Annotated in this window: 17 protein-coding genes; 5 read left to right on the forward strand and 12 right to left on the reverse strand. The window is 74.8% G+C overall.

Annotated elements, in window-relative coordinates; all coding sequences use genetic code 11:
• Positions 1-247 precede the first annotated feature (247 nt).
• On the forward strand, positions 248-1,120 hold the full coding sequence (locus ACYVGT_RS26765; protein ID WP_460863296.1) for a deoxyribonuclease IV: 873 nt from the start codon (positions 248-250) through the stop codon (positions 1,118-1,120).
• Between the two features lie 1,108 nt (positions 1,121-2,228).
• Here ACYVGT_RS26765 and ACYVGT_RS26770 read toward each other — a convergent pair.
• Positions 2,229-3,560 carry a hypothetical protein gene (locus ACYVGT_RS26770; RefSeq protein ID WP_460863297.1) on the reverse strand — a complete coding sequence of 444 codons (1,332 nt, stop codon included), beginning with the start codon at positions 3,558-3,560 and terminating at the stop codon, positions 2,229-2,231.
• A 376-nt stretch (positions 3,561-3,936) separates the two neighbouring features.
• Here ACYVGT_RS26770 and ACYVGT_RS26775 point away from each other — a divergent pair, with 376 nt between their 5' ends.
• Positions 3,937-4,287: a hypothetical protein gene (locus ACYVGT_RS26775; protein ID WP_460863299.1), complete on the forward strand. Its 351-nt coding sequence runs from the start codon at positions 3,937-3,939 to the stop codon at positions 4,285-4,287.
• Positions 4,288-4,360: 73 nt separating this feature from the next.
• On the forward strand, positions 4,361-4,645 hold the full coding sequence (locus ACYVGT_RS26780) for a DUF6980 family protein (protein ID WP_460863301.1): 285 nt from the start codon (positions 4,361-4,363) through the stop codon (positions 4,643-4,645).
• A gap of 138 nt (positions 4,646-4,783) precedes the next feature.
• Here ACYVGT_RS26780 and ACYVGT_RS26785 read toward each other — a convergent pair whose 3' ends face one another.
• Together ACYVGT_RS26785 and ACYVGT_RS26790 are read right to left on the reverse strand one after the other, a co-directional pair.
• On the reverse strand, positions 4,784-5,533 hold the full coding sequence (locus ACYVGT_RS26785; protein WP_460863304.1) for an ArsR/SmtB family transcription factor: 750 nt from the start codon (positions 5,531-5,533) through the stop codon (positions 4,784-4,786).
• 554 nt (positions 5,534-6,087) lie between these two features.
• Positions 6,088-7,278: a VLRF1 family aeRF1-type release factor gene (locus tag ACYVGT_RS26790; RefSeq protein WP_460863306.1), complete on the reverse strand. Its 1,191-nt coding sequence runs from the start codon at positions 7,276-7,278 to the stop codon at positions 6,088-6,090.
• Positions 7,279-7,550: 272 nt separating this feature from the next.
• Between ACYVGT_RS26790 and ACYVGT_RS26795 the strand changes: the two genes are divergently transcribed.
• Positions 7,551-9,956, forward strand: coding sequence for a Tex family protein (locus tag ACYVGT_RS26795; protein WP_460863308.1), 2,406 nt, complete (start codon positions 7,551-7,553; stop codon positions 9,954-9,956).
• A gap of 72 nt (positions 9,957-10,028) precedes the next feature.
• Here ACYVGT_RS26795 and ACYVGT_RS26800 read toward each other — a convergent pair whose 3' ends face one another.
• The 7 genes from ACYVGT_RS26800 to ACYVGT_RS26830 form a co-directional block, all read right to left on the reverse strand.
• Complete coding sequence (locus ACYVGT_RS26800; protein ID WP_460863310.1) at positions 10,029-10,271, reverse strand: hypothetical protein; 243 nt, start codon at positions 10,269-10,271, stop codon at positions 10,029-10,031.
• Between the two features lie 20 nt (positions 10,272-10,291).
• On the reverse strand, positions 10,292-10,651 hold the full coding sequence (locus tag ACYVGT_RS26805) for a DUF6247 family protein (protein ID WP_460863312.1): 360 nt from the start codon (positions 10,649-10,651) through the stop codon (positions 10,292-10,294).
• Positions 10,652-10,776: 125 nt separating this feature from the next.
• Positions 10,777-12,096: a DUF2157 domain-containing protein gene (locus ACYVGT_RS26810; RefSeq protein WP_460863315.1), complete on the reverse strand. Its 1,320-nt coding sequence runs from the start codon at positions 12,094-12,096 to the stop codon at positions 10,777-10,779.
• 252 nt (positions 12,097-12,348) lie between these two features.
• Positions 12,349-13,374, reverse strand: coding sequence for a 4-hydroxythreonine-4-phosphate dehydrogenase PdxA (gene pdxA, locus ACYVGT_RS26815; RefSeq protein WP_460863317.1), 1,026 nt, complete (start codon positions 13,372-13,374; stop codon positions 12,349-12,351).
• A 120-nt stretch (positions 13,375-13,494) separates the two neighbouring features.
• Entirely contained in the window at positions 13,495-14,814 is a 1,320-nt protein-coding gene (locus tag ACYVGT_RS26820; RefSeq protein WP_460863319.1) for a four-carbon acid sugar kinase family protein, read from the reverse strand.
• 134 nt (positions 14,815-14,948) lie between these two features.
• Positions 14,949-16,346, reverse strand: coding sequence for a GntP family permease (locus ACYVGT_RS26825; RefSeq protein ID WP_460863321.1), 1,398 nt, complete (start codon positions 16,344-16,346; stop codon positions 14,949-14,951).
• A gap of 21 nt (positions 16,347-16,367) precedes the next feature.
• Positions 16,368-17,150 (reverse strand): DeoR/GlpR family DNA-binding transcription regulator, encoded by a 783-nt coding sequence (locus tag ACYVGT_RS26830; RefSeq protein ID WP_460863330.1) that lies wholly within the window; start codon positions 17,148-17,150, stop codon positions 16,368-16,370.
• Positions 17,151-17,608: 458 nt separating this feature from the next.
• Here ACYVGT_RS26830 and ACYVGT_RS26835 point away from each other — a divergent pair, with 458 nt between their 5' ends.
• The gene (locus tag ACYVGT_RS26835) at positions 17,609-18,097 is read left to right on the forward strand and encodes a hypothetical protein (protein WP_460863323.1); all 489 of its coding nucleotides are present in this window, start codon (positions 17,609-17,611) and stop codon (positions 18,095-18,097) included.
• A 371-nt stretch (positions 18,098-18,468) separates the two neighbouring features.
• Here the strand turns inward: ACYVGT_RS26835 and ACYVGT_RS26840 are convergent, their stop codons facing one another.
• Together ACYVGT_RS26840 and ACYVGT_RS26845 are read right to left on the reverse strand one after the other, a co-directional pair.
• Positions 18,469-19,470, reverse strand: a complete 1,002-nt coding sequence (locus ACYVGT_RS26840) for a fumarylacetoacetate hydrolase family protein (protein WP_460863325.1) — start codon at positions 19,468-19,470, stop codon at positions 18,469-18,471.
• A gap of 85 nt (positions 19,471-19,555) precedes the next feature.
• Positions 19,556-20,047, reverse strand: coding sequence for a LutC/YkgG family protein (locus ACYVGT_RS26845; protein ID WP_460863328.1), 492 nt, complete (start codon positions 20,045-20,047; stop codon positions 19,556-19,558).
• Between the last annotated feature and the right edge of the window lie 75 nt (positions 20,048-20,122).

The raw sequence follows: 20,122 nt of genomic DNA on the forward strand, positions 1-20,122 counted from the left end.
GCGACGGCGGCGGCCGCGGTCGCGGCGCGAAGCGCCGCGGCCTTCGGCCTGATCCGGGCCCGTGCCGCCGGTGCGGCCGTTCCGGTGCACCGCAGCGGGCAGCTCCGCGGTGCGGAACCGGCCCCCTCGCCGCCGGCGGCCCGCGGTCTGCACTACCGGCGGGGAGCGCGGCGGCCCTGGCGGGCACCCGGCGTCTCCCGGTCCGGTCCGCGGCCGGGCCGCGGGGGCCGTAGTCTGGTCGGTGATCATGAGTGACTCCCGCATCTCGCCCGTCGGGGCGCACGTTCCCGTCGCCGGCGGTCTGGCGACGAAGGGCCTCGCCTACGCCGAGGCCATCGCCGCCGAGACCGTCCAGGTGTTCGTCAGCAATCCGCGCGGCTGGGCCACGACGCCCGGCGACCCGGCCGAGGACGCGGCGCTGCGCGAGCGCACCGACCTGCCGGTGTTCGTGCACGCGCCCTACCTCATCAACCTCGGCGCGCCGGACGAGGCGGTGGCGGAGAAGTCGGTCGCCTCGCTGGAGCACGCGCTGCGGCGCGGCGCCGCGATCGGCGCGCAGGGCGTCGTGGTGCACACCGGATCGGCCGTGAAGGGCGGCCGGGAGGCCGGCCTGGCGCGGATGCGTTCGCGGCTGCTGCCGCTGCTGGAGCAGCTCGGCGGCGAGGTTCCGCCGGTCCTGCTGGAGCCGATGGCCGGCCAGGGCCAGGTGCTGTGCGCGACAGTGGACGACCTGGGCGCCTACCTGGAGGCGCTGGACTGGCACCCGCAGGCGCAGGTGTGCCTGGACACCGCGCACGCCTTCGCCGCCGGGCACGACATCGCCACGCGCACCGGCATGGCGCAGATGCTGGACCGGTTCGGCGATGTGGTCGGCGCGGAGCGGCTGCGGCTGATCCACGCCAACGACTCCAAGGAGCCGTGCGGCAGCAGCAAGGACCGGCACGAGAACATCGGTGCCGGCCACATCGGCGCCGACCCGTTCGCCGAGCTGTTCACCCACCCGGTGGCCGCGGGCGTGCCGCTCACCCTCGAAACCCCCGGGCCGCAGGACCCGCACGCCGCCGACGTGCAGACCCTTCTTGGCCTGCGCCAGAAGGCCCTCGGCGAGCAGGGGGACTGAGGCCGCGGCCCCTCCGGGCCCTCGGAGCGAGCGGGGGGGGCGGGCTCACCCCGTCCTCCGGCAGCGCTCCCGGCCACCGCGGAGGCAGCGCACACCCACCGGTACCGGCGGGCGCATGCGCGCCGCACTCTCCCGGAGGGCCTGCCTGCAGACAGGGCCTGCCGTTCAGCGGCCGACAGCGCCCTGCCGCGCAGGCGGGCCGGGTGCACGGTCGCCCAACCCGGCACTCAGAAGGCCGGCCGCACACGCAAGGGCGCAAGCGCAGCGGCAGGCTCCGGCGGCCCGCTGCGACAGGCTCGCCGCCGGTTACCGGGCCGCGGTCCGCACCGCCGGCGTCTTCGGGCGCCTGCGCACGAGCCGACCGCACCCCCCCACCCGAGACCCACCGGACGCGTCTCAGATGGCTGACGGGGGGTGCGCGAACCGGCTGCGGACATGGCGACGGGCGCCGGCTCAAGCGGTGCACACGAACCGGGCGCCCTCTGCATCCCCTGCCGATCTGGGCGGCCAGGCCCCCTGCACGAATGACAGCGCAAGCGCCATCGCGACCGCCGCCGCACCCCGGGCCATCTGCTCATCCGCCCGGCCCGCGCGGACGGGCCCGCGGCCCCCTCGTCCCCGTCCTCGCGGCGCAGCGCATCGAGGCGGCCGTCTGGACACTGAAAGCCCGGCCTGGACACGGCCCCCCATTAGCGGCGGGGGCCTGCGTGCGGGACCGCGGGGCAGCTCGGCGGCACCCGGGAGGAAGGTCCGGACCGCTGGTGGGGGGTTGCGTCCCGGTCAGTGGTTGTCGGCGGCCAGTGACCGCCTGGCCGGGGTGCCAGTCTTCCTGTTGCGCCGGATTGCGGCGTTGAGCGCGCAGATGCGCTGAGGCCCGGGCCCGCAGCCCTTCGGCGGTGCGGGCGTTGCGCCGTCCCCGTCCGCCGGCAGGACAGGCACCCCGAGCAGGGACGCCGTACCGGCCCCGGAACGGGCAACGGGGGCGGGGTGCCGAGCGGGTGCTCTGGCCGCCGCACTGCGCCCCGGTCCGGTCGCGGGGGCCTCCGGCGGCAGCGGGGGTGGAGGCCCCGCAGGACCCCCCTCCCCCGCTTCCGCCGGAGGCGGCGTGTCAGTCGCGGTCGGCGGCGGCGAGAGCGCGGTCGGCGGGCGTGGTCGCGGGGTCGCTGCCGGCGTCCTCGGAGTCGCGGTCACCGTCACTGTCGCTGTCGCCGTCGCCGTCGCCGTCGCCGTCGTCAGCAGCGGGTTCACCGGTATCGGCCGCCGCAGCGCTCTCCGCGGCCGCCCCGGCTTCCGGGTCCGCTCCCGCCGCGGAACCCTGCTCTGCGGATGCGGGCTCCGGCTCTTCCGCGGTATCGCGGTCACCGGCGTCCGCGGCGTCCTGCACCTCCGCGGCAGCCTCGGCATCCTGGCCGGCGCCGGCCGGGACCGGCTCGTCCGCAGATCCCGTCGCCGCCGCGGCCGGTTCCGCTGCGCCCTCCCCGTTCTCCGCGGCGGCTGGCGCGCCGGCCACCTCGTCTGCGCGCTCGCGGCCGTCCGCATCGGGGCCCGCCTCCGCGCCGGCGGCGTCCTCCGCGGACTCCTCCGCTGCCGCCTCGGCCGTACCCTCCGCACCAGCCTCCGGCTCCGCCGCGGCAGCGGGTGCAGCGAGGTGGTCGAAGCGGTAGCGCCACGGCATCAGTTCCAGGTCGAGCATCTCCTCGACTTCGGCCGGGGCCTCGGCCGGCGCGGTGCCGTCCGCGGCCCCACCCGCCTTCTCCGCAGCGGCCCCCTGCTGCGCGGCCACCCGCCGGATGCCGACCGCAGCACCGGCGGAGCGGCTGAACTGCACGGCCGTCGCGCGGATGCGGGCGAGCTCCTCCGGGCGGCGCCGCACCAGGTACCAGGCGCCGGCTGCGGCCAGCACCAGCACCGCGCCGCCCGCCCACAGCGGGGTCAGGCTCGCGGTGATCGGCACGGCCGACGAGGTGCAGCCGACCAGTCCGGCGCCGGGCGAGGGGCGCACGCAGGCCACCGTCGTGAGCTTGTCGAAGCCCTCCGAGGGCGAGCCGACCCGGCCGGAGGAGCCGACCACGGCCTCCCCGCCGGACTCCAGCGGGCGCTCCCAGACGATCTGCAGCGGCTCCACCTGCCCGCCGTCGGCGGCCTCGGGACGGTCCAGGTCCGGTGGAAGCAGCTGGACGATCGCGGCATCGGGGTAGTCCGCCGGGCCGGTGTTGACCGCCTTGACCGTATAGTCGGCGGTCTGGCCGACCCGCAGCGAGGATCCCTCCACGCCCACGCGGACCTGGAACTCGCCGGCGTCGGCCGGGTCGGCCCCGGCCGAAGCGGGCGCCGCGAGAGCGGCCAGGAGTACGGCGGCCGTCACGGCCCCGGCGGCGGTGCGGGGATGGTGCACGGGAAACGCCCCCATGTCGCGGATAGTGATATTGCGATCACGCATCGTCCGCACACTTCTTAACACGGCGCCCCGCCCCGCACTGCACCGCCATGCCGGTGCCCATCCGGTGGGCGCTCTGCGGGCCCGCCTGCGCACACGCCCCGCGACCGGTTCCGGCCGCGGCGCCGCGCCCGCCGCGCTGCGGAACTCCGGCGGCCCCGGGCCCGCACGCCGCGGACAGGGCGGCATCGCTGCTGCGCGATGCGGCGCCCGTCCACCGGAACCCGCCCTGAACTGCGCGCCGCATCGCCCGAGCCCGGCCGGCCGATCTCGGCGCCGGGCGCGGATTCCCCGAAACCGGCCGCTCGGTCGCGCACCGGCGCCGCGCAGTGGGAGAGAATGGCCGCGAAGCCGAGCTGCGGGAAGGGACGGTGCGAGGATGGACCCGGTGACGTTGGTGATCGGCGCGGCGATCGCCCTCGGCGGGGTGGCCGTCGGCCGGCTCCTCCCCCGCCGCGAACGGCCCGAGGCGCGCCGCGCGCTCCCCGAGGCTCCGCCGCAGCCCGCGCCGCAGCCCATCTGCGGCTGCGGTCACCACCTCGTCTTCCACGACCAGGAGTCGAAGCTCTGCCAGGCGCAGATCATCATCCCGGACCGCTGGACGACCGGCGACCGCCACCCCTACGCCGGCCAGGAGGGCGTGTACCGGCAGTGCAAGTGCCAGGGCTACCGCGGCCCCGTCCCGGTGGACGAGTACTACGCGCCCGACCTGTTCAACGGGGGTGCGTGAACGGCGGGCTGCCGCTGCTCCGCGCTGCTGCGCGCCGGAGCGGAGCGGCCCGAACCGCTTCACGGAGCCGCTGATGCACGACCACTGCTGTCCCGCGATGGCCGAGCGCGCCGCGTTCTCCTGCACCGCGCACGCCGATCCGTTCGCCTGCCCAGACGCCGTCATCTGGTACAGCGCGCGGTTTCGCGAGTACGGACTGATCGTGCACGACGGCGGCCGCTCGTCGGTCCGGATCGGCTACTGCCCCTGGTGCGGCGGCCTGCTGCCGGAGTCGCGGCGCGACGCCTGGTTCGACGCGTGCGAGGCCCAGGGCATCGACCCGTGGCAGGACGGCGCGGCGCCGGTCCTCCCCGACTGACCGAGCCGGGCGCACCCGCCGCACGGGCGGCGAAGGGGGCAGGGCGGGCTTTCCCTCCTCGAGGGAGGAGAACGCCGCCAGGGGCACGCCTGGGCGCCGCGCAGGAGGGCGGCAGGGCAGTGGTCCACCCGGCACGCCCTAGTTCCCCTCCCGGTCCCCTCGGGTTCCGCCCGCTCCACCCGCCGGGCCGGCGGCCGCTGCGGGACGTGCCGGAGCCGCGCGCACCGAGTCGAGGTAGGGGAAGATGTTGACCTGCACTTCGACGGGTGAGTACCGGCTGCCGGGCTCGGTGGTGCGGCCCTTGCGGCGGTCGCGCCAGCGGATCAGCACCTCGGTCAGCTCCGCGCTGAGCTCCGCGGCCTCCTCGGGGTCGAGCGCGAGCAGCCAGTCGCTGTCGGTCGCGCCGCGGATCCAGCGCTCCGCCTCGGCGGGGTTGCGCTCCGAGGCGTCCATCCAGGCGCGGAACCGCTCGGCGCGGCCCCGGTGGAGCTCATCCAGGACGAGGTTCATCACCTCGCGGGTGGCGGGGTTGCGCAGGTACTCGAACCCGTTCAGGTGCAGGCCCCGCTCGGGCAGCCGCCACCAGCGCTCCCGCCCGCTGCCGGGCCGCTCGGGGTCGTCCTCCACCAGCCCGAAGCGGGCGAGCTGGCGCAGGTGGTAGCTGGTGGACCCGCTGCTCTCGCCGAGCCGGCCGGCGAGCACGGTGGCGGTGGCGGAGCCGGCAACGGCGAGCTCCTCGCGGATGCGGATCCGGGTGGGGTGCGCGAGGGCGCGCAGCGTCGCGATGTCGGCCTGGACGGTGTGCGGGTCGCCGGCGGGGTACTCGGCGGCCCGGGCCGGGCCGGAGTCGGGCCGGGGCGCGGAGGCGGGGGATCGTCGCGGTTCCATGCCGTCGACGCTAGTGCCGAGGAATCTTTGCAAAGAGTTCTTGGCAGGATGCGGCCAGCGATTCTCCCGCCGCAGGTCAGCGGCGCGGAGCCCGGCGCCCCCGCCCCTGTTTCGGCCCCCGGCCGCAAAGAGCGGCCGGGGGCCGCGCGCCCTCTCTGCGGTCTGCGGGCTCCGCCGCCCGCTCCGGCCGCGCCCCCTAGCACACGTATGCGGACCGCCGCACCGGGTACCCCGTCGGTATGGACACCATGACGCTGAACCTGATCATGCCGCTGCTGATCTTCCTGGGCACCGCGGCCATCATGGTGGTCGCCGCGCTGCTCATGAAGCACGAGTCCGACCGCGCCCACCGGTGAGCGCTGCCCGCCCGCACGGGCCGCACCGCACGGTGGCAGCAGAGAAGCACCGCGCACATCGCTGAGGGGGCGCCTTCCCGGCGCCCCCTCAGCGATGTGCGGCGGGGCCAGCGGAGCCGCTGCCCCGGCCGGGGATCGCTCGGGCCGCCCGCCGCACCCCGGCGGCGGGCGGCCCGGACGGTTCTCCGCCAGGCTGCGTCACCAGCGCAGCTGGGCGGCCACTCCACCGTCCTCGGCGAGCTCCTCAGCGGCTTCCTCGGGGACGATGGTGACGTCGGCGCTGTTGGTCAGCGCCATCTCGATCATCTTCTCCCCCAGGTCGGCGACCGGCTCCATGGCGCCCGCCGGAACGTCCGGCGGCATCTCGTCGGCGGGGAAGTAGCCGCCATCGGGCGACCGGTGGCCCTTCCACGTACGGCCGGAGTCGAGGTAGACCCGTGCCACGCGGTGCTCGCGGCAGGCGCCGAGCACGTCGCTGAGCCCGACCGCGCCGCTGCCGCCGGACAGCGCGGCGTCCTTCGCCGTGCGCACCGCCGTGCGGACCGACTCCAGGCGCACCGCCTCGATCTCGGGACCGACGCGGGCGGCGATCTCGGTGAGCGTCCGGCTCTCCACCACGTGGTCCAGGACGATGATGTCGCGGTGCGAGTCGTGCGCGAACCGGCCCTCCAGCGACGCGGTCAGCCGGCTGTCGCCGGTGATGGCCACCGCGGTCCAGCCGTTCTCGTCGGCGATCCGCTTCAGCTCCGGCCGCATCGCGTTGAGGTGGCGCAGGACCTGGTCGGCGACCTTCCGGTCGTAGCGGTCGACCCGGCTGGACCCGCGGTAGACCGAGCCGGGGGTGAGCGACGGGCCGGAGCGGCCGGGCCGCCAGTCCTCGTCGTCCAGCTCGATCGGCAGCGTGACCAGGTCGGAGGCGATGCCGAAGCGCAGGTCGACGACGCGGACGCCGTCCTGGGAGACGGCCAGCACACCGGCCGGCTCGCCCATGGTCATCGCCGAGGCGAGCGGGCGCAGGTAGGGCCGCGGCTCCAGCACCGCGCAGTCGCTGAGCGGCATCTGCAGCGACAGGGTGCGCACCTCGCCCCCGCTGACCGGGGCGAACAGGGCACGTCCGACGCCGGATTCGGCGCCGCTGTCCAGGACATCGTCGAGCTGCGGCCGGAGCGCATCCAGCCGCTCGAGCACGGCGGTGCGGCGCTGCTTGTCCCCGTTGGACGCCGCCGCGCTCCGCAGCGCGTTGATCTCGTTGGCGATCTGCAGGCGCCAGGCCGGCGAGGACGACCGGTCGCGCGGATCCGCGGTGGCATAGACGGAGAGGACGCCCATGTCGTCGGTCAGGGAGGCGAGCTCGCGAAGCGATGTCTGGTCAAGGTGCACGATGATCATCCCGCCAATCGTCGCGTCGTTCCCGCGCCGGAAGCGTCCGGAGCAGGTCGGATTCCTGAATAACAGGAGACCAGCAGAGTGATCAACGCCCGGTCGGCACCGGCCCATGACCGAATCAAGGATTCGGGCCGCCCCGGCGGTGCGCGTGGCGGCGGTGCGCGGCCGCCCCTGCAGGACATGCGCTCGCCCGCCGCCGCGATCCCGGTGTGACATCGGGCGCCCGCCGCTGGAGAATGCGGCGTGGACTATTCGACGACGACGGACAAGGCATCGTGACCACCTCTCTTTCACAGCGGATCGCCGAAGAGCTGGACGTCTCCTCCGAGCGCACGTCCGCCGCGATCGGGCTGCTCGACGACGGCAGCACCGTTCCGTTCATCGCCCGGTACCGCAAGGAGGCCACCGGCGGCCTGGACGACGCCCAGCTGCGCACCCTGGAGGAGCGCCTTCGCTACCTGCGCGAGCTGGAGGAGCGGCGGGCCGGCATCCTGGAGTCGATCCGCTCCCAGGGCAAGCTGGACGCCGAACTGGAGGCGCGGATCAACGCCGCCGACTCCAAAGCGCGGCTGGAGGACATCTACCTCCCGTACAAGCCGAAGCGGCGCACCAAGGCCCAGATCGCCCGGGAGGCCGGGCTGGAGCCGCTCGCCGAGGCGCTGCTGTCGGACCCCGGGACCGATCCGCAGGAGGCGGCCGCCGGCTACATCGACGCCGAGGCGGGCGTCGCCGACACCAAGGCGGCACTGGACGGTGCACGGGCCGTCCTGGTGGAGCGCTTCGCCGAGGACGCCGACCTCGTCGGGGATCTGCGGGAGCGGATGTGGCAGCGGGGCCGGCTGCGCTCCGCGGTGCGCGAAGGGGCCGAGGACGCCGGCGCGAAGTTCTCCGACTACTTCTCCTTCTCCGAGCCGCTGGACGCGCTGCCCGGGCACCGGGTGCTGGCGCTGTTCCGCGGCGAGAAGGAGGAGGCGCTGAGCATCACGCTGGACCCGGAGCCGGAGGAGGACGGCGCGGAGGCGTCCGCGCCCGGCCGCCCGGGCCCCTATGAGCGGGCCATCGCGGCCCGGTTCAGCGTTGCCGACCAGGGCCGGCCGGCCGACGCGTGGCTGCGGGACACGGTGCGCTGGGCGTGGCGCACCCGCATCCTGGTGCGCCTCGACATCGACCTGCGGATGCGGCTGTGGCAGGCCGCGGAGGACGAGGGCGTGCGCGTGTTCGCCGCCAACCTGCGCGACCTGCTGCTGGCCGCGCCGGCCGGCGTCCGGCCCACGCTCGGCCTCGACCCGGGGCTGCGGACCGGCGTGAAGGTGGCGGTGACCGGGGCGACCGGCAAGGTCGTCGCCACCGACACCGTCTACCCGCACGCGCCGCGCAACCGGTGGGACGAGGCGATCGCGGCGCTGGCGAAGCTGGCGCGCGAGCACGCCGTCGAGCTGGTCGCGATCGGCAACGGCACGGCCTCGCGCGAGACCGACCGGCTGGCCGCGGACCTGATGAAGCGCCACCCCGAGCTGAAGCTCACCAAGGTGACGGTGTCGGAGGCGGGCGCCTCGGTCTACTCGGCGTCGGAGTACGCCTCGCGGGAGCTGCCCGAGCTGGACGTGTCGCTGCGCGGCGCGGTGTCGATCGCCCGCCGGCTGCAGGACCCGCTCGCCGAGCTGGTCAAGATCGACCCGAAGTCGATCGGGGTGGGCCAGTACCAGCACGACATCTCCGAGGTGAAGCTGTCCCGCTCGCTGGACGGCGTCGTCGAGGACTGCGTGAACGCGGTCGGGGTGGACGTGAACACGGCGTCGCCGCCGCTGCTGACCCGGGTGTCCGGCATCGGGTCGACGCTGGCCGACAACATCGTGGCGCACCGCGACGCCGAGGGCCCGTTCCGCACCCGCGCCGACCTGAAGAAGGTGGCGCGGCTGGGCCCGAAGGCGTTCGAGCAGTGCGCGGGCTTCCTGCGCATCCCCAGCGGCGCCGACCCGCTGGACGCCTCGGCGGTGCACCCGGAGTCCTACCCGGTGGTTCGGCGGATCGCGGCCTCCGCGGCCACCGACGTGGCATCCCTGATCGGGGACACGGCAACGCTGGCGTCGCTGCGCCCGGCCGACTTCACCGACGACTCCGTCGGCCTGCCGACCGTCACCGACATCCTGTCCGAGCTGGAGAAGCCGGGGCGCGACCCGCGTCCGGCGTTCGCCACCGCGGCGTTCAAGGAGGGCGTGGAGACCATCGGCGACCTCGAACCGGGGATGCTGCTGGAGGGCACCGTCACCAACGTGGCGGCGTTCGGCGCGTTCGTGGACGTCGGCGTGCACCAGGACGGCCTGGTGCACGTGTCGGCGATGGCGCGCCGGTTCGTATCCGATCCGCGCGAGGTGGCCAAGCCGGGCGACATCGTCAAGGTCAAGGTGATGGACGTCGACGAGCGCCGCAAGCGCATCGCCCTGTCGATGCGCCTCGACGACGAGCTGGCGCCCCAGGACGGCTCCCGCGGCGGCTCCGGGAAGGAGTCCCGCGGCGGCAGCGGCAACCGGGACAGCCGCGGCGGCCGCGGCAAGGATCCGAAGCCCGACGGAGGCAAGAGCCGGAGCAAGGGCGGCGGCAAGGGCAGCCGCGACCGCGGCCCCGCCCCCTCCGGCGCCATGGCCGAGGCCCTGCGCCGCGCCGGCCTGGACCCGTCCTAACCGCCCGTCTACCATCTGCGGCCCGGCCCCTCCAGCAGAGGAGGGACCGGGCCGCAGATGCGCCAGACGATGTCAGTCCGGGTCGTAGAGAGCGATGCGCGTGATCAGAATGATCTGATCGCGGTAGTCCTCCATGTACCAGACGATCGCACCGCCCTCTACGAATGAAAGGAGCGGTGAAACACTTTCCCTGGCGTCGAACGGGGCACCGACGCGACGGATACCGACCGCGTCTGCCAGGCGCTGGCCAATCCTCTCGATACCTTCCCGCTGTTCTCGGCTGAGACCGCCGACAACATGGTCTGCACTGGTCATGTAGTCCCAGGACCACATGCTCATTGTCCGCCGTCGGCGTCGGCAACCGCGTCGTCGAGAATCAGCCCGATCTCTCCCGCAGCGGCCCGGCGCTCGGCGCGGTCTTCACTGTCAGCAACGATCCGCTGGCATTGACGCATACGCTGCGCACGTTCCGGCCACCGGATGACAGCCACCCACGTCCACCAGTGCTCGATGAAGTGCCGTACTGGAACAAGGCTGTATTCGTTCCGAGCCTGATCCATCGATGATGCCCAGTGGGCATCGAATGCTTCGAGTGCTTCAGGCTCCAAGCGTGCCACCGCGGAGCGGAGCCCAGCGGGTGTCTTCTTGGGCATGGCGATAACAGGACCGGACGAATGCGACTCACTCACGCTCATGAAGCGCCTCCCTGCTGCTGTACCTCCAGTGCCCCGAGCACACCGCACGGCGAGCATAGCGGAGCGCATCCGCACGAATCGAGGTTTGCGCAGGTCTGCGGAGAAATCCTGCCCGCGCCGACGGGTCAGAGGCGCTGATCCGGATCGCGCGGGTCGAGGCGGGGCGGGGCCGCCGCGTCCGGGTCCGGGCCGCGGGGCCCCTCCGGGGGCGCGGGGGTGTCGTGTCCGGCCGGTGCGTCCGACTCCGGGGCGGCCAACTCCGGGGCGGCCGGCTCCGGGGCGGCCGGCTCCGGGGCGTCCGACTCCGGGGCGGCCAACTCCGGGGCGGCCAACTCCGGGGCGGCCGGCTCCGGGGCGGCCGGCTCCGGGGCGGCCTGCCGGCGGTGCAGGCGGAACCCGGCAGCACTGGAGAGCAGGAGCACGACCCCGCCCACGAGCAGGACCCCGGCCGCCGAGACTTCGCCGTCGGTCACCTCCCAGACCAGCCGCGGGACCGCCACGGTCACCGCGAGGATGGCGAAGATCAGCGCCGTGCTCTCGATCCGGGAGGCACCGTCCCGGCGGCGCAGCCACGCGAACAGGACGAACAGGGCCACCGCGACAGCGATCTCGGCGGCGTAGTTGGCCGGACCCTCGATCGCCGATGCACCGCCGTAGGCGGTCACGGCACCCAGGCCGAGCGCGGTCCCCTGCTCGCGGACGCGTCCGAGGACCGCGAGCGCGATCCACACCGCACCCGCGGCGAGGACCATGGCCCCCGCCGCCGAGATGTCCAGCCGGCCCAGCGGGAGCGGGCCGGACATGTCATCGGCGCCGGCCACGGCGAGCACGACGCTCATCCCCCAGGCCGCGACCAGTCCGGGTGCGGAGCGCACCAGGAGGTAGCCGGCTGCGGCGACCACCAGGCCCGCGGCGGCGCCCGCGGTGGGCGGCGACAGTCCGATGGCGTAGGAGTCCAGTTCGCCCGCCGTCTCCGCAGCGGCGAACAGGGTGGCGACGGCTGCCAGCCCGAACAGGGCTCCGCCGATCCGCCGCCGTGCGTCCGAGGGCCCGCCGCCGGCGTCCCGGGCCCGGCGGAGCCGTCCGGACAGCACCCCGCCGGCTGCTGCCGTGCACAGCGCGAACACCGCGAGCAGGAGGATCCGTACCGGCGCCTCCATCGCGGTCCACGAGGTCGCCATGAAGACGACCACCGCCGCGAGCACGAGTCCGCCGCCGACGTAGCCGGCGACTTCGGCCCAGCGCCCTCCGCCGGAACCGCCGGCGGGGGCGCTGGTGCCCGCCGGAACGGCGGCCGAGCTCCCGCCGGTGCCGGCGCCGGCGGTACCGCTGATGCCGGCGGCGTCCAGCACAGCGTGCACCGCGTCGGCCTGGGACCGGGTGAGCACACCCCGCCCGACCAGCCCGTCCAGCGCCTGTGCCCGCGCCTCACGCGCGTCCTGCATGCCGCACCGCCTTCCTCGCTCGCCCGGGGGGCCGTCCGCCCAGGGGACCACTGTCTCCCAGTGCAGCGCAAAACGGGCGGACCCGCCTGAGTAGGGGTACTCAGCCCGGCGCGGGCAGCGGAGAGAGGACGGAGCCCGGGACGGAGCAGCGGCGCCCCGCCCCCTTCCTCCCCGGGGCGGGGCGCCGCGCTGCGCCGCGGTGTTCCGGACGCCGCAGTCAGCGGAGTTCCGGACGCCGCGGCGGGTCGCTGCTCAGCTGCCGTACTCGGCGCGGATGCGGTCGGCGAACCGGGCGAAGTCGGCGCCGTGCTGGAAGGCCGACGTCATGGTGCCGGGGTCGGCGATGCCCTTTCCGGCGATGTCGAACGCGGTGCCGTGGTCGACCGAGGTGCGCAGGATCGGCAGGCCCACGGTGACCGAGATGGTGCCGTCGAAGTCGAAGGTCTTCGCGGCGATGTGGCCCTGGTCGTGGTACTGCGACAGCACCCCGTGGTAGCGGCCCTGCAGCAGCTGGTGGAAGACCGAGTCGGCGGGGACCGGGCCGGCGACGTCCGCGCCGCGGCCGCGCATCTCCTCCACCGCGGGGGTGAGGTGCTCGATCTCCTCGTCGCCGAAGGCGCCGTTCTCGCCGCCGTGCGGGTTGATGGCCGCCACCGCCAGCTTCGGCTCGTCGTCGCCGAAGACGCGCAGCGCGGTCAGCGCCTCCTCGATCGCGGCGATCTGCTGCTCCCTGCTCACCTGGTCGAGCGCCTTGCGCAGGGACAGGTGGCGGGTAGCGAAGAAGATCTTCTTGCCGCGCACCACGAACATCGTGGTCTGGCGGGTGACGCCGGTGAGCGCCCCGAGCATCTCGGTGTGGCCGAGGTGCTCGCTGCCGGCGGCCCAGATGGCCTCCTTGTTGATCGGGCCGGTGACGATGCCCGCCACGTCCCGGTTCATCGCCGCCTTCGTCGCGACCTCGATGGCGCGCACCGACGCGGCGCCGGCGCGGGCGTCGACGACGCCCCAGGGGAGCTCGGCACCGCCGAGGGCGTCGATGTCGAAGCAGTCGATCACGCCCTCCTCCTCGGCGGGCACGGCGTCCCAGGAGGAGAAGCCGCGGACGGACACCTCCAGGCCGCACACCGCGACCGCGCGGCGCAGTACGGCCGGGTCGGCGACCACGACGCCGCGCGCGGAGGCTCCGGTACCCACCGACGCGAGGGTGCGCACGGTGATCTCCGGGCCGATGCCGACCGGGTCGCCGACGGTGACGGCGAGGATCGGTCGTTCAGACATGTGGGGTTCCCCTCTCATCGTGGGCGGGCGCGCCCCAGCGGCGCCCGCCCGGTTGGGCCCGCGGGTGCGGGCCGTGTTCAGCTCTGTGCCCGGCCTGGCCCGGCCGGCGCTGCCGCGGCCCTAGCCCTGCCTGCCGCCGACCTCGGCGGAGACGGTGCGCGCCCGCGCCAGCACGGCGCGGCGGAGCCGGTCCAGGCAGGCGGCCACGGTGGTGTCGTCGCCGATCAGTCCGCCCTTGGTCACCACCGGAGTGCCCTGGTACGCGCCGCCGACGAGCGTTCCGTGCACGGCGAGCGGCACGACCTCCCCGCCGACCTCGAAGGCGTGCGCGCCGAGCTCCTCCAGCACCGCGGAGGTGACGTCGCCGCCGCTGGTGTAGAGGCCCGAGGGCGCCCCCGCGTCGACGGCCGCGCGCACCACTTCGGCGAGCAGCCGCGGCAGCGCGCGCTTGGCGGCGAACGGCAGCTCGACGACGTCGCGGGCCTCGGAGGCGGTGCGGGCCACGACGGCGTCCGGGAAGGAGGTCGCGGCGAGCGCCGCGGCGATCTCGGCGGCCAGCGCGGCGGCGTAGCCGGGCTGCTCCTCGGTGAGCGCGCGCACGTCGACGTCGACGAAGCGCACGCCGTCGGCGCGGTGCGCCGCAGCCAGCTGGCGCCGGGTGACCTCGGTGGCGGAGCCGACGACGGCGAGCAGCGGCGCCGGCGGCTCGGCCGACCCGGCGGCCAGCCCGAGGGCCTCGGCGAGCAGCGCGCCGGAGGGGCCGGGGTCGACGGCGACCCAGACGGTGCCGTCCCGCCGGTGCACCTCGGCGGCGGCGCGGGCGATGCCGGCGAGGTGCTCCTCGGTCAGCGCGTCGCAGAGCACGACCGGCTCGTAGCCGTCGGAGAGCCGGCCGGCGAGGTCCCCGGCGCCGGCGACCTCGCGCAGCCGCACGGAGCGGACCGGGAGCTCGCTCTGGAGCGCGACGATGTCGGCGACGACGCTGCCGGTGATCGGGCTGAGCGGGTCGAGTGCGAGCTCGGTGCGCTCCAGCGGGACACCGTCGAGGAGCTGGACGCCGTCGGCGGTGACCCGGCCGGAGGAGGGGAAGGCGGGTGCGAACAGCGCGCGCACCCGCAGCGAGTCCGGGGTGCGGGCGCGCACGGCGCGCCACGCGGCTTCGAGTTCGGCGCCGATGTTGCCGCGCAGCGTGGTGTCGGTGCGCTTCACGACCAGCGGCACCGGCCAGGCGGCGGCCACCGCCTCGGAGACGAGTTCTGCGGCGCGGGCCGGCGGCAGGTGGCGGCTGTCGAGGTCGACCACGACGGCGTCGAACTCCTGGACCGCGGTGCGGACGTGCTCCGGGGTGACCGTGGCGACGCGCATACCGGCGCGGGCGAAGCGCGCTCCGGTGGCGTTCGCACCGGTCAGGTCGTCGGCGACGACCAGGACCTGGGCCATGGGGCCCCCTTTCTGCCGCGGGTCCGGTGCGGCGGTGCGGCCGCCCGGACCCGCCCCCGGGCCGCGGTCGTCGCCGCGGCGCACGGGGGCGGATGTTCCATGCCGTGTGGGGCGGGCGGGCCGCCCCGCACGGGTTACTGCAGGATGAGCGCCGCGATACCGAGCAGCGGGAGGCTGGCCAGCCACAGCGTGGTGGACATGCCGGACCACATCTTCATCGCCGGCACGCCGGACAGGCCGGTGAAGCGGGTCACGACCCAGAAGTAGGAGTCGCTGACGTAGGAGAACACGAACGAGCCGGAGCACGCCGCGAGCACGGCGAGCGTCGGGTCGAGGCCGCCGGCGGTCACCAGCGGGGCGCTGAGCGTCGCCGAGGTGATCATGGCGACGGTGCCCGAGCCCTGGGCGAGCCGCACGAAGGTGGCGATCAGGAACGGCACCAGGACCAGCGGCAGCGGCCAGCCGGCCACCGCGTCGGCCAGGGCGTCGCCCACGCCGGACTCGTTGAGGACGTGGCCGAAGGCGCCGCCGGCGCCGGTGACGAACACGATCATGCCGGCCGACGAAGCAGCGGCGGTCAGCCAGGAGACGACCGTGCTGCGCTTCGTGCCGCGCTTGGGCAGCAGGTAGACGGCGATCACGAGGCCGATGGCCAGGGCGATGGGCGGCGCGCCGATGAACGAGAACAGGTCGTTGACGGCGGTGCCCGGAGCGGCTGCGTTGCTGACGGTCTGCCCGACGATGAGCAGCAGCGGCAGCAGCAGCGGGATGATCGCGCGCACCGGGTGGATCCCCGGGTCGGCGGGCTCCTCGGTGATGAGGCGGCCGTCCTTGGTGCGCGGGATGCCGGCGTCGCCGTCGGCGCCGCCGCCCGCACTGCCGGAGGTGCCGGCGGAGACCAGGACCGGGTCGAGCTGGCTCTCCAGACGCGGGCCGACCACGCGGGCGTAGACCACGACGACGGGGATCAGCAGGAGCGCGAAGATGCCGCCGGCCATCACGGCCATACCCATGTCGGCGCCGAGCAGGCCGACCGCGGCGAGCGGGCCGGGCGTCGGCGGGACCAGGTGGTGGGTGATCGACAGTCCGCCGGCCAGGGCCAGCGACAGCACGACCAGCGGCTTGCCGTAGCGGCGGGCGAGCGAGCGCGCCAGCGGATGCAGGATGACGAACCCGGAGTCGCAGAACACCGGGACGGAGACGACGCTGCCGGTGGCGGCCATGGCGACGTCTTCGCGGCCCTTGCCGGCCATCCGGACGAACATCTTCGCCAGCGCATCAGCGGCGCCGCTCTCTTCGAGCACCTTGCCGATCATGACGCCCATGGCGATGACGATGCCGACCCCGGCGAGGGTGTTGCCGAAGCCGGTGGTGACCATCTCGATCAACTCGACCGGCGGGACGCCGGCGATGGAGCCGGTGACCAGGGCGCCGACGAACAGGCCGACGAAGGCGTCGAGGCGGCTCCACAGGATGAGCGCCACGGCCGAGGCCACGCCCAGCAGCAGTGCCGCCAGAAGGAGCGGGTCCATGCCCGGTCCCCCTTTCTTGGTTCAGTCGGCCCGGGACCGGGTGCGGGATGCGTCCGGGGCCTCGACGATGAGGGGAGTGCAGTGCGGATCGCGCTCCAGGGAGCTGCGGGCCGCGGTGTCCAGACCGCCGTCGGTGATGAGCGTGTAGGGCAGGGCGAGCGGTGCCCAGTGCGCCTCGTGGTCGCTGCCGGCCTTGCTGGAGTCGGCGACGACGACGATGCGCCGGGCGGCGCGCATCTGCAGCTCCTTCACGGCCGCGAGCTCCGGGCTGGGGCAGTTGATGCCCCGGCCGGGCACGAAGCCGTCGGCACCGAGGAAGGCGATGTCGGCGGTGATCCGCTCCAGCACGCCGCGGGTGTACTCCCCGACCATCGCGCCGCGCCGGCGGCGCAGCCGCCCGCCGACCATGACCAGCTCGATCCCTTCGGCATCGAGCAGGGCCGACATCGGTCCCGTCCCGGTGGTGAGCACGGTCGGCCCGGACCGGTCGGCCAGCCGCTCGGCGATGAAGGCGGTGGTGCTGCCCGCGTCGAGGATGACCGTGTGGTCGTCCTCGACCATCCGGGCCGCGCACTCCGCGATCCGCCGCTTGGCCGCCGCGTTGCGCTGCCCCTTCTGCACCCACGACAACTCGCCGACAGGTGAGGGCACCGCTCCCCCGTGCGTCCGCACGACCCGCCCGGCCTGCTCCAGCTCCGTCAGCCCGCGCCGGACCGTGGAAGGGCTGATCCCGAGTTCACGCGCCAGATCTTCGACGCGCTGCACGCCGTCGGCCACCGCATCAAGCAGCTTCTGATGGCGCACCGGAACCCCCTCCATGCTCATTTCGATCATCTGGACGGTGTCAATATGACCGAAACGCGCAGCAAAGACAAATCCTCCGCCGGGTAAATGACCGACATGAGCAGCCAGTGGCCTAGGCCACGTGACCCGGATCGCCCGAAAAGCGGGATATCGCCCCCATAAGCGCCCAGATGTCATCGAAATAGAGTGATACAGATCACATGCCATCTCTCCCCTGTCCGCGGTCTCCGCAGGTGACGGCAGGTGGCGGTCCGAGCCCGCTCCGCAGCGGCCCTGCCCGGCGAGAGCCCGGCAGCACCCCGGCGGGGCGGCGACTGCGCAGCTCCGCCCCCGCGCCGGCCGCGCACCGCACCCGCGCCCCCCGGTTTCCGGCAACGGCGTGCCGGGGAACCGCCATGGGCCGGTCAGCGTCCATCCCAGCGACGGCGGCGGGAACGGCACGGCGGAGGCCCTTGGCAATGCGCCCTTCAGCACCGGCACCCGGCTCCCCCGCACTGCTCGCCGCACTGGTCCTGTGCGCGAGCGCGGCGTCCTGCACCGGGGACAGGGACGAGCCGCCGCCCGGCGGGATCGACACGTCGCAGGAGGCCTACACCGGCTACTCCGGTGTGGAGCTTCCCGACGGGGTGGACGGCCCCTCCATCACCGCCGCGTACGACGCGTTCGACAGCCCCGTCTACACCGTCGCCTTCACCGGCACCCCGGAGCAGGCGGAGACCGTATGCGAGGGCATCGGGAACTGGCTCGTCGACGCGGACGGGGTGTCCGGCGACGAGCAGGAGCGGTTCGGCATCCCCGACGCCTCCCTGGAGGCGGCCGAGGGAAGCGGTGTCCGGGGCTGCGGTGCGATGAACATGGACCACGGCATCCAGACCGACGGGATCGTGCTCTATCCGGACGCGGATACGGCCGAGGTCTACCTGCGCTCGCACGACATCCCCCGGTGACCGGCGGTGCCGGGGCTGCGCCGGAGGACATCCGGGGGCTCGGGCGTACTGGACGGGCGGCGTCTCGGGAGCGGTGCCGGCGGTGCACCCGACGCACGGCCGGCGAGGGAGTCAGGGCGGGTCTTCCCTGTCGAGGGGAGGGGAGCGCCGCGAGGGGCGTGCCGGGGCGGTGCGCAGCAGCAGGACAGGTGCCCGCCCGGCAGGCCTCTAGGGAGTGCTCTTTGAAGGCTTCCGTCAGGCGGGCGGCCGTCCAGGCAATCTCTCGCAAGTCCGCTGTGCGAAGCGAAGCCTGGTGTGGCTTTTCGAGTGCAGCGGCGCAGCGAGAGGCAGCCCGGTGGCCGCGCAGCCGGGAATGGTGCAATAGACACGACCTAAGAGCAGATCGGATCCGCGAGGGGCGGGCGGCCGTCGGGGGCGCACTGGGAGTGGGCGAGCCAGGCCAGGGATTCGGGGCCGCGGACGACCGGGGTGCGCAGGGCGCCGACGGAGCTGATGGAGATCGTGACGGTGTCACCGGGCGTCAGGGTGAAGGTGAGGGGCGGGACCACGCCGGTTCCGGTGGCCAGCACGGCGCCCTCGGGGAACGGCAGGCCGGCGTAGAGCCGGCCGGCGAGGTCGTCCGGGCTGCGGCGCAGCGATGCGAGGCCGACTTCGCCGGCGAAGACGGGCGTTCCGGCGCGGTCGACGTGCATCCGCACGGAGGCGCCGCCGAAGGTCCCGGAGGCCCAGCCCGGGAGCTCCCAGGCCGGGCGGATGACCGGGGCGAGGGCGCAGGCGCCCGCGTACACCTTGGCCTGCGGCAGGTAGAGGGCGTTCTCGCCCTCGATGGAGCGCGAGCTCACGTCGTCGCAGACGGTGTAGCCGGCCACGGCGCCGGCGGCGGTGAGGACGGCGGCGAGTTCCGGCTCGGGGGTGTCCAGGCCGGAGTCGGCCCGGACCGCGACCGGCTCGCCGTCGGTGACGGTGCGCCACGCCGGGGACTTGAAGAACAGTTCCGGGCGCTCGGCGGTGTAGACGCGGTCGTAGAGGTCGCCGCGGTCGCTCTCCTCGCCGCGGGCGGCGCGGGAGCGCTCGTAGGTGACACCGCTCGCCCACACTTCGGTCAGGCCGTCGACGGGCGGCAGGAGGCGCACACGGGACCGCGCGTGCTCGGCGGGCCGCTGCTGCGCTTCGATGACGCGGGCCTGCAGCTCGGCCAGGTCGAGGGCGAGCAGGTCGGCCATGCGGCGGGCGCCGGCGACGGGGCGGACCCCGCCCTCGGCGTCGCGCACCCCCACCTGCGCCGGTTGCCCGTCCACCGCATAGCGGACCAGGCCCGCCGCAGCGCGGCCCTCCTGCGCTGCGCTGCCGGCGGCGGTGTCACTCGCTCCCACGTGGCGTGTCCCTTCGGTCGGTCTCTGCTGGTCAGTACGGTGCGGTCGGTGCGCCGGCGCGGTCGGTCCGGGGCGGCGCAGAGGCTCAGGGGTGCAGCACGGCATGCACCGTGCCGGGGCCGTGCACGCCGCGCACGAGCACCATCTCGATGTCGCCGGAGCGGCTCGGCCCGGTGATCATCTGGATCGCCGAGGGGAGCGGATCGAGTGCGGCCAGCCGGGCGTAGAGGGCGGCGAGGTCGTCGACGACGCGGTCGTGCGGGACCAGCGCGATGTGCACGGGCGGGACGAGCGACGTGCTGCGCGGCGTGTCCGGGGAAGCAGTGAGGGCCAGGGTTCCGGTGGCCGCGCAGGCCGCGGCGACACCGGTGATGCCGACGTCGGCCTCCCACGGGTCGCGGACGAGGGCCAGCCCGCCGGTGAGCGCGGGCGCCGCGACGTCGGCGTCGACCACGGCGGTGCCGCTTCCGGCCAGCTCGCGGGCCGTGCGCCGGGCCTGGCCGAGGCTGGCGCAGTGGTGCACGTCGGCATCGACCGCGCGCAGGGCCGCGGCGAAGGCAGCGGTGCGGGCGCTCATCGCTGCCCGCCGTCCGCGCCGGGCTCCGCGTTTCCCGGCCGCCCGCCGCGGGCCGGGCGCGGGCTCCGCCGGGAG

Source organism: Nocardiopsis coralliicola, assembly GCF_054779695.1.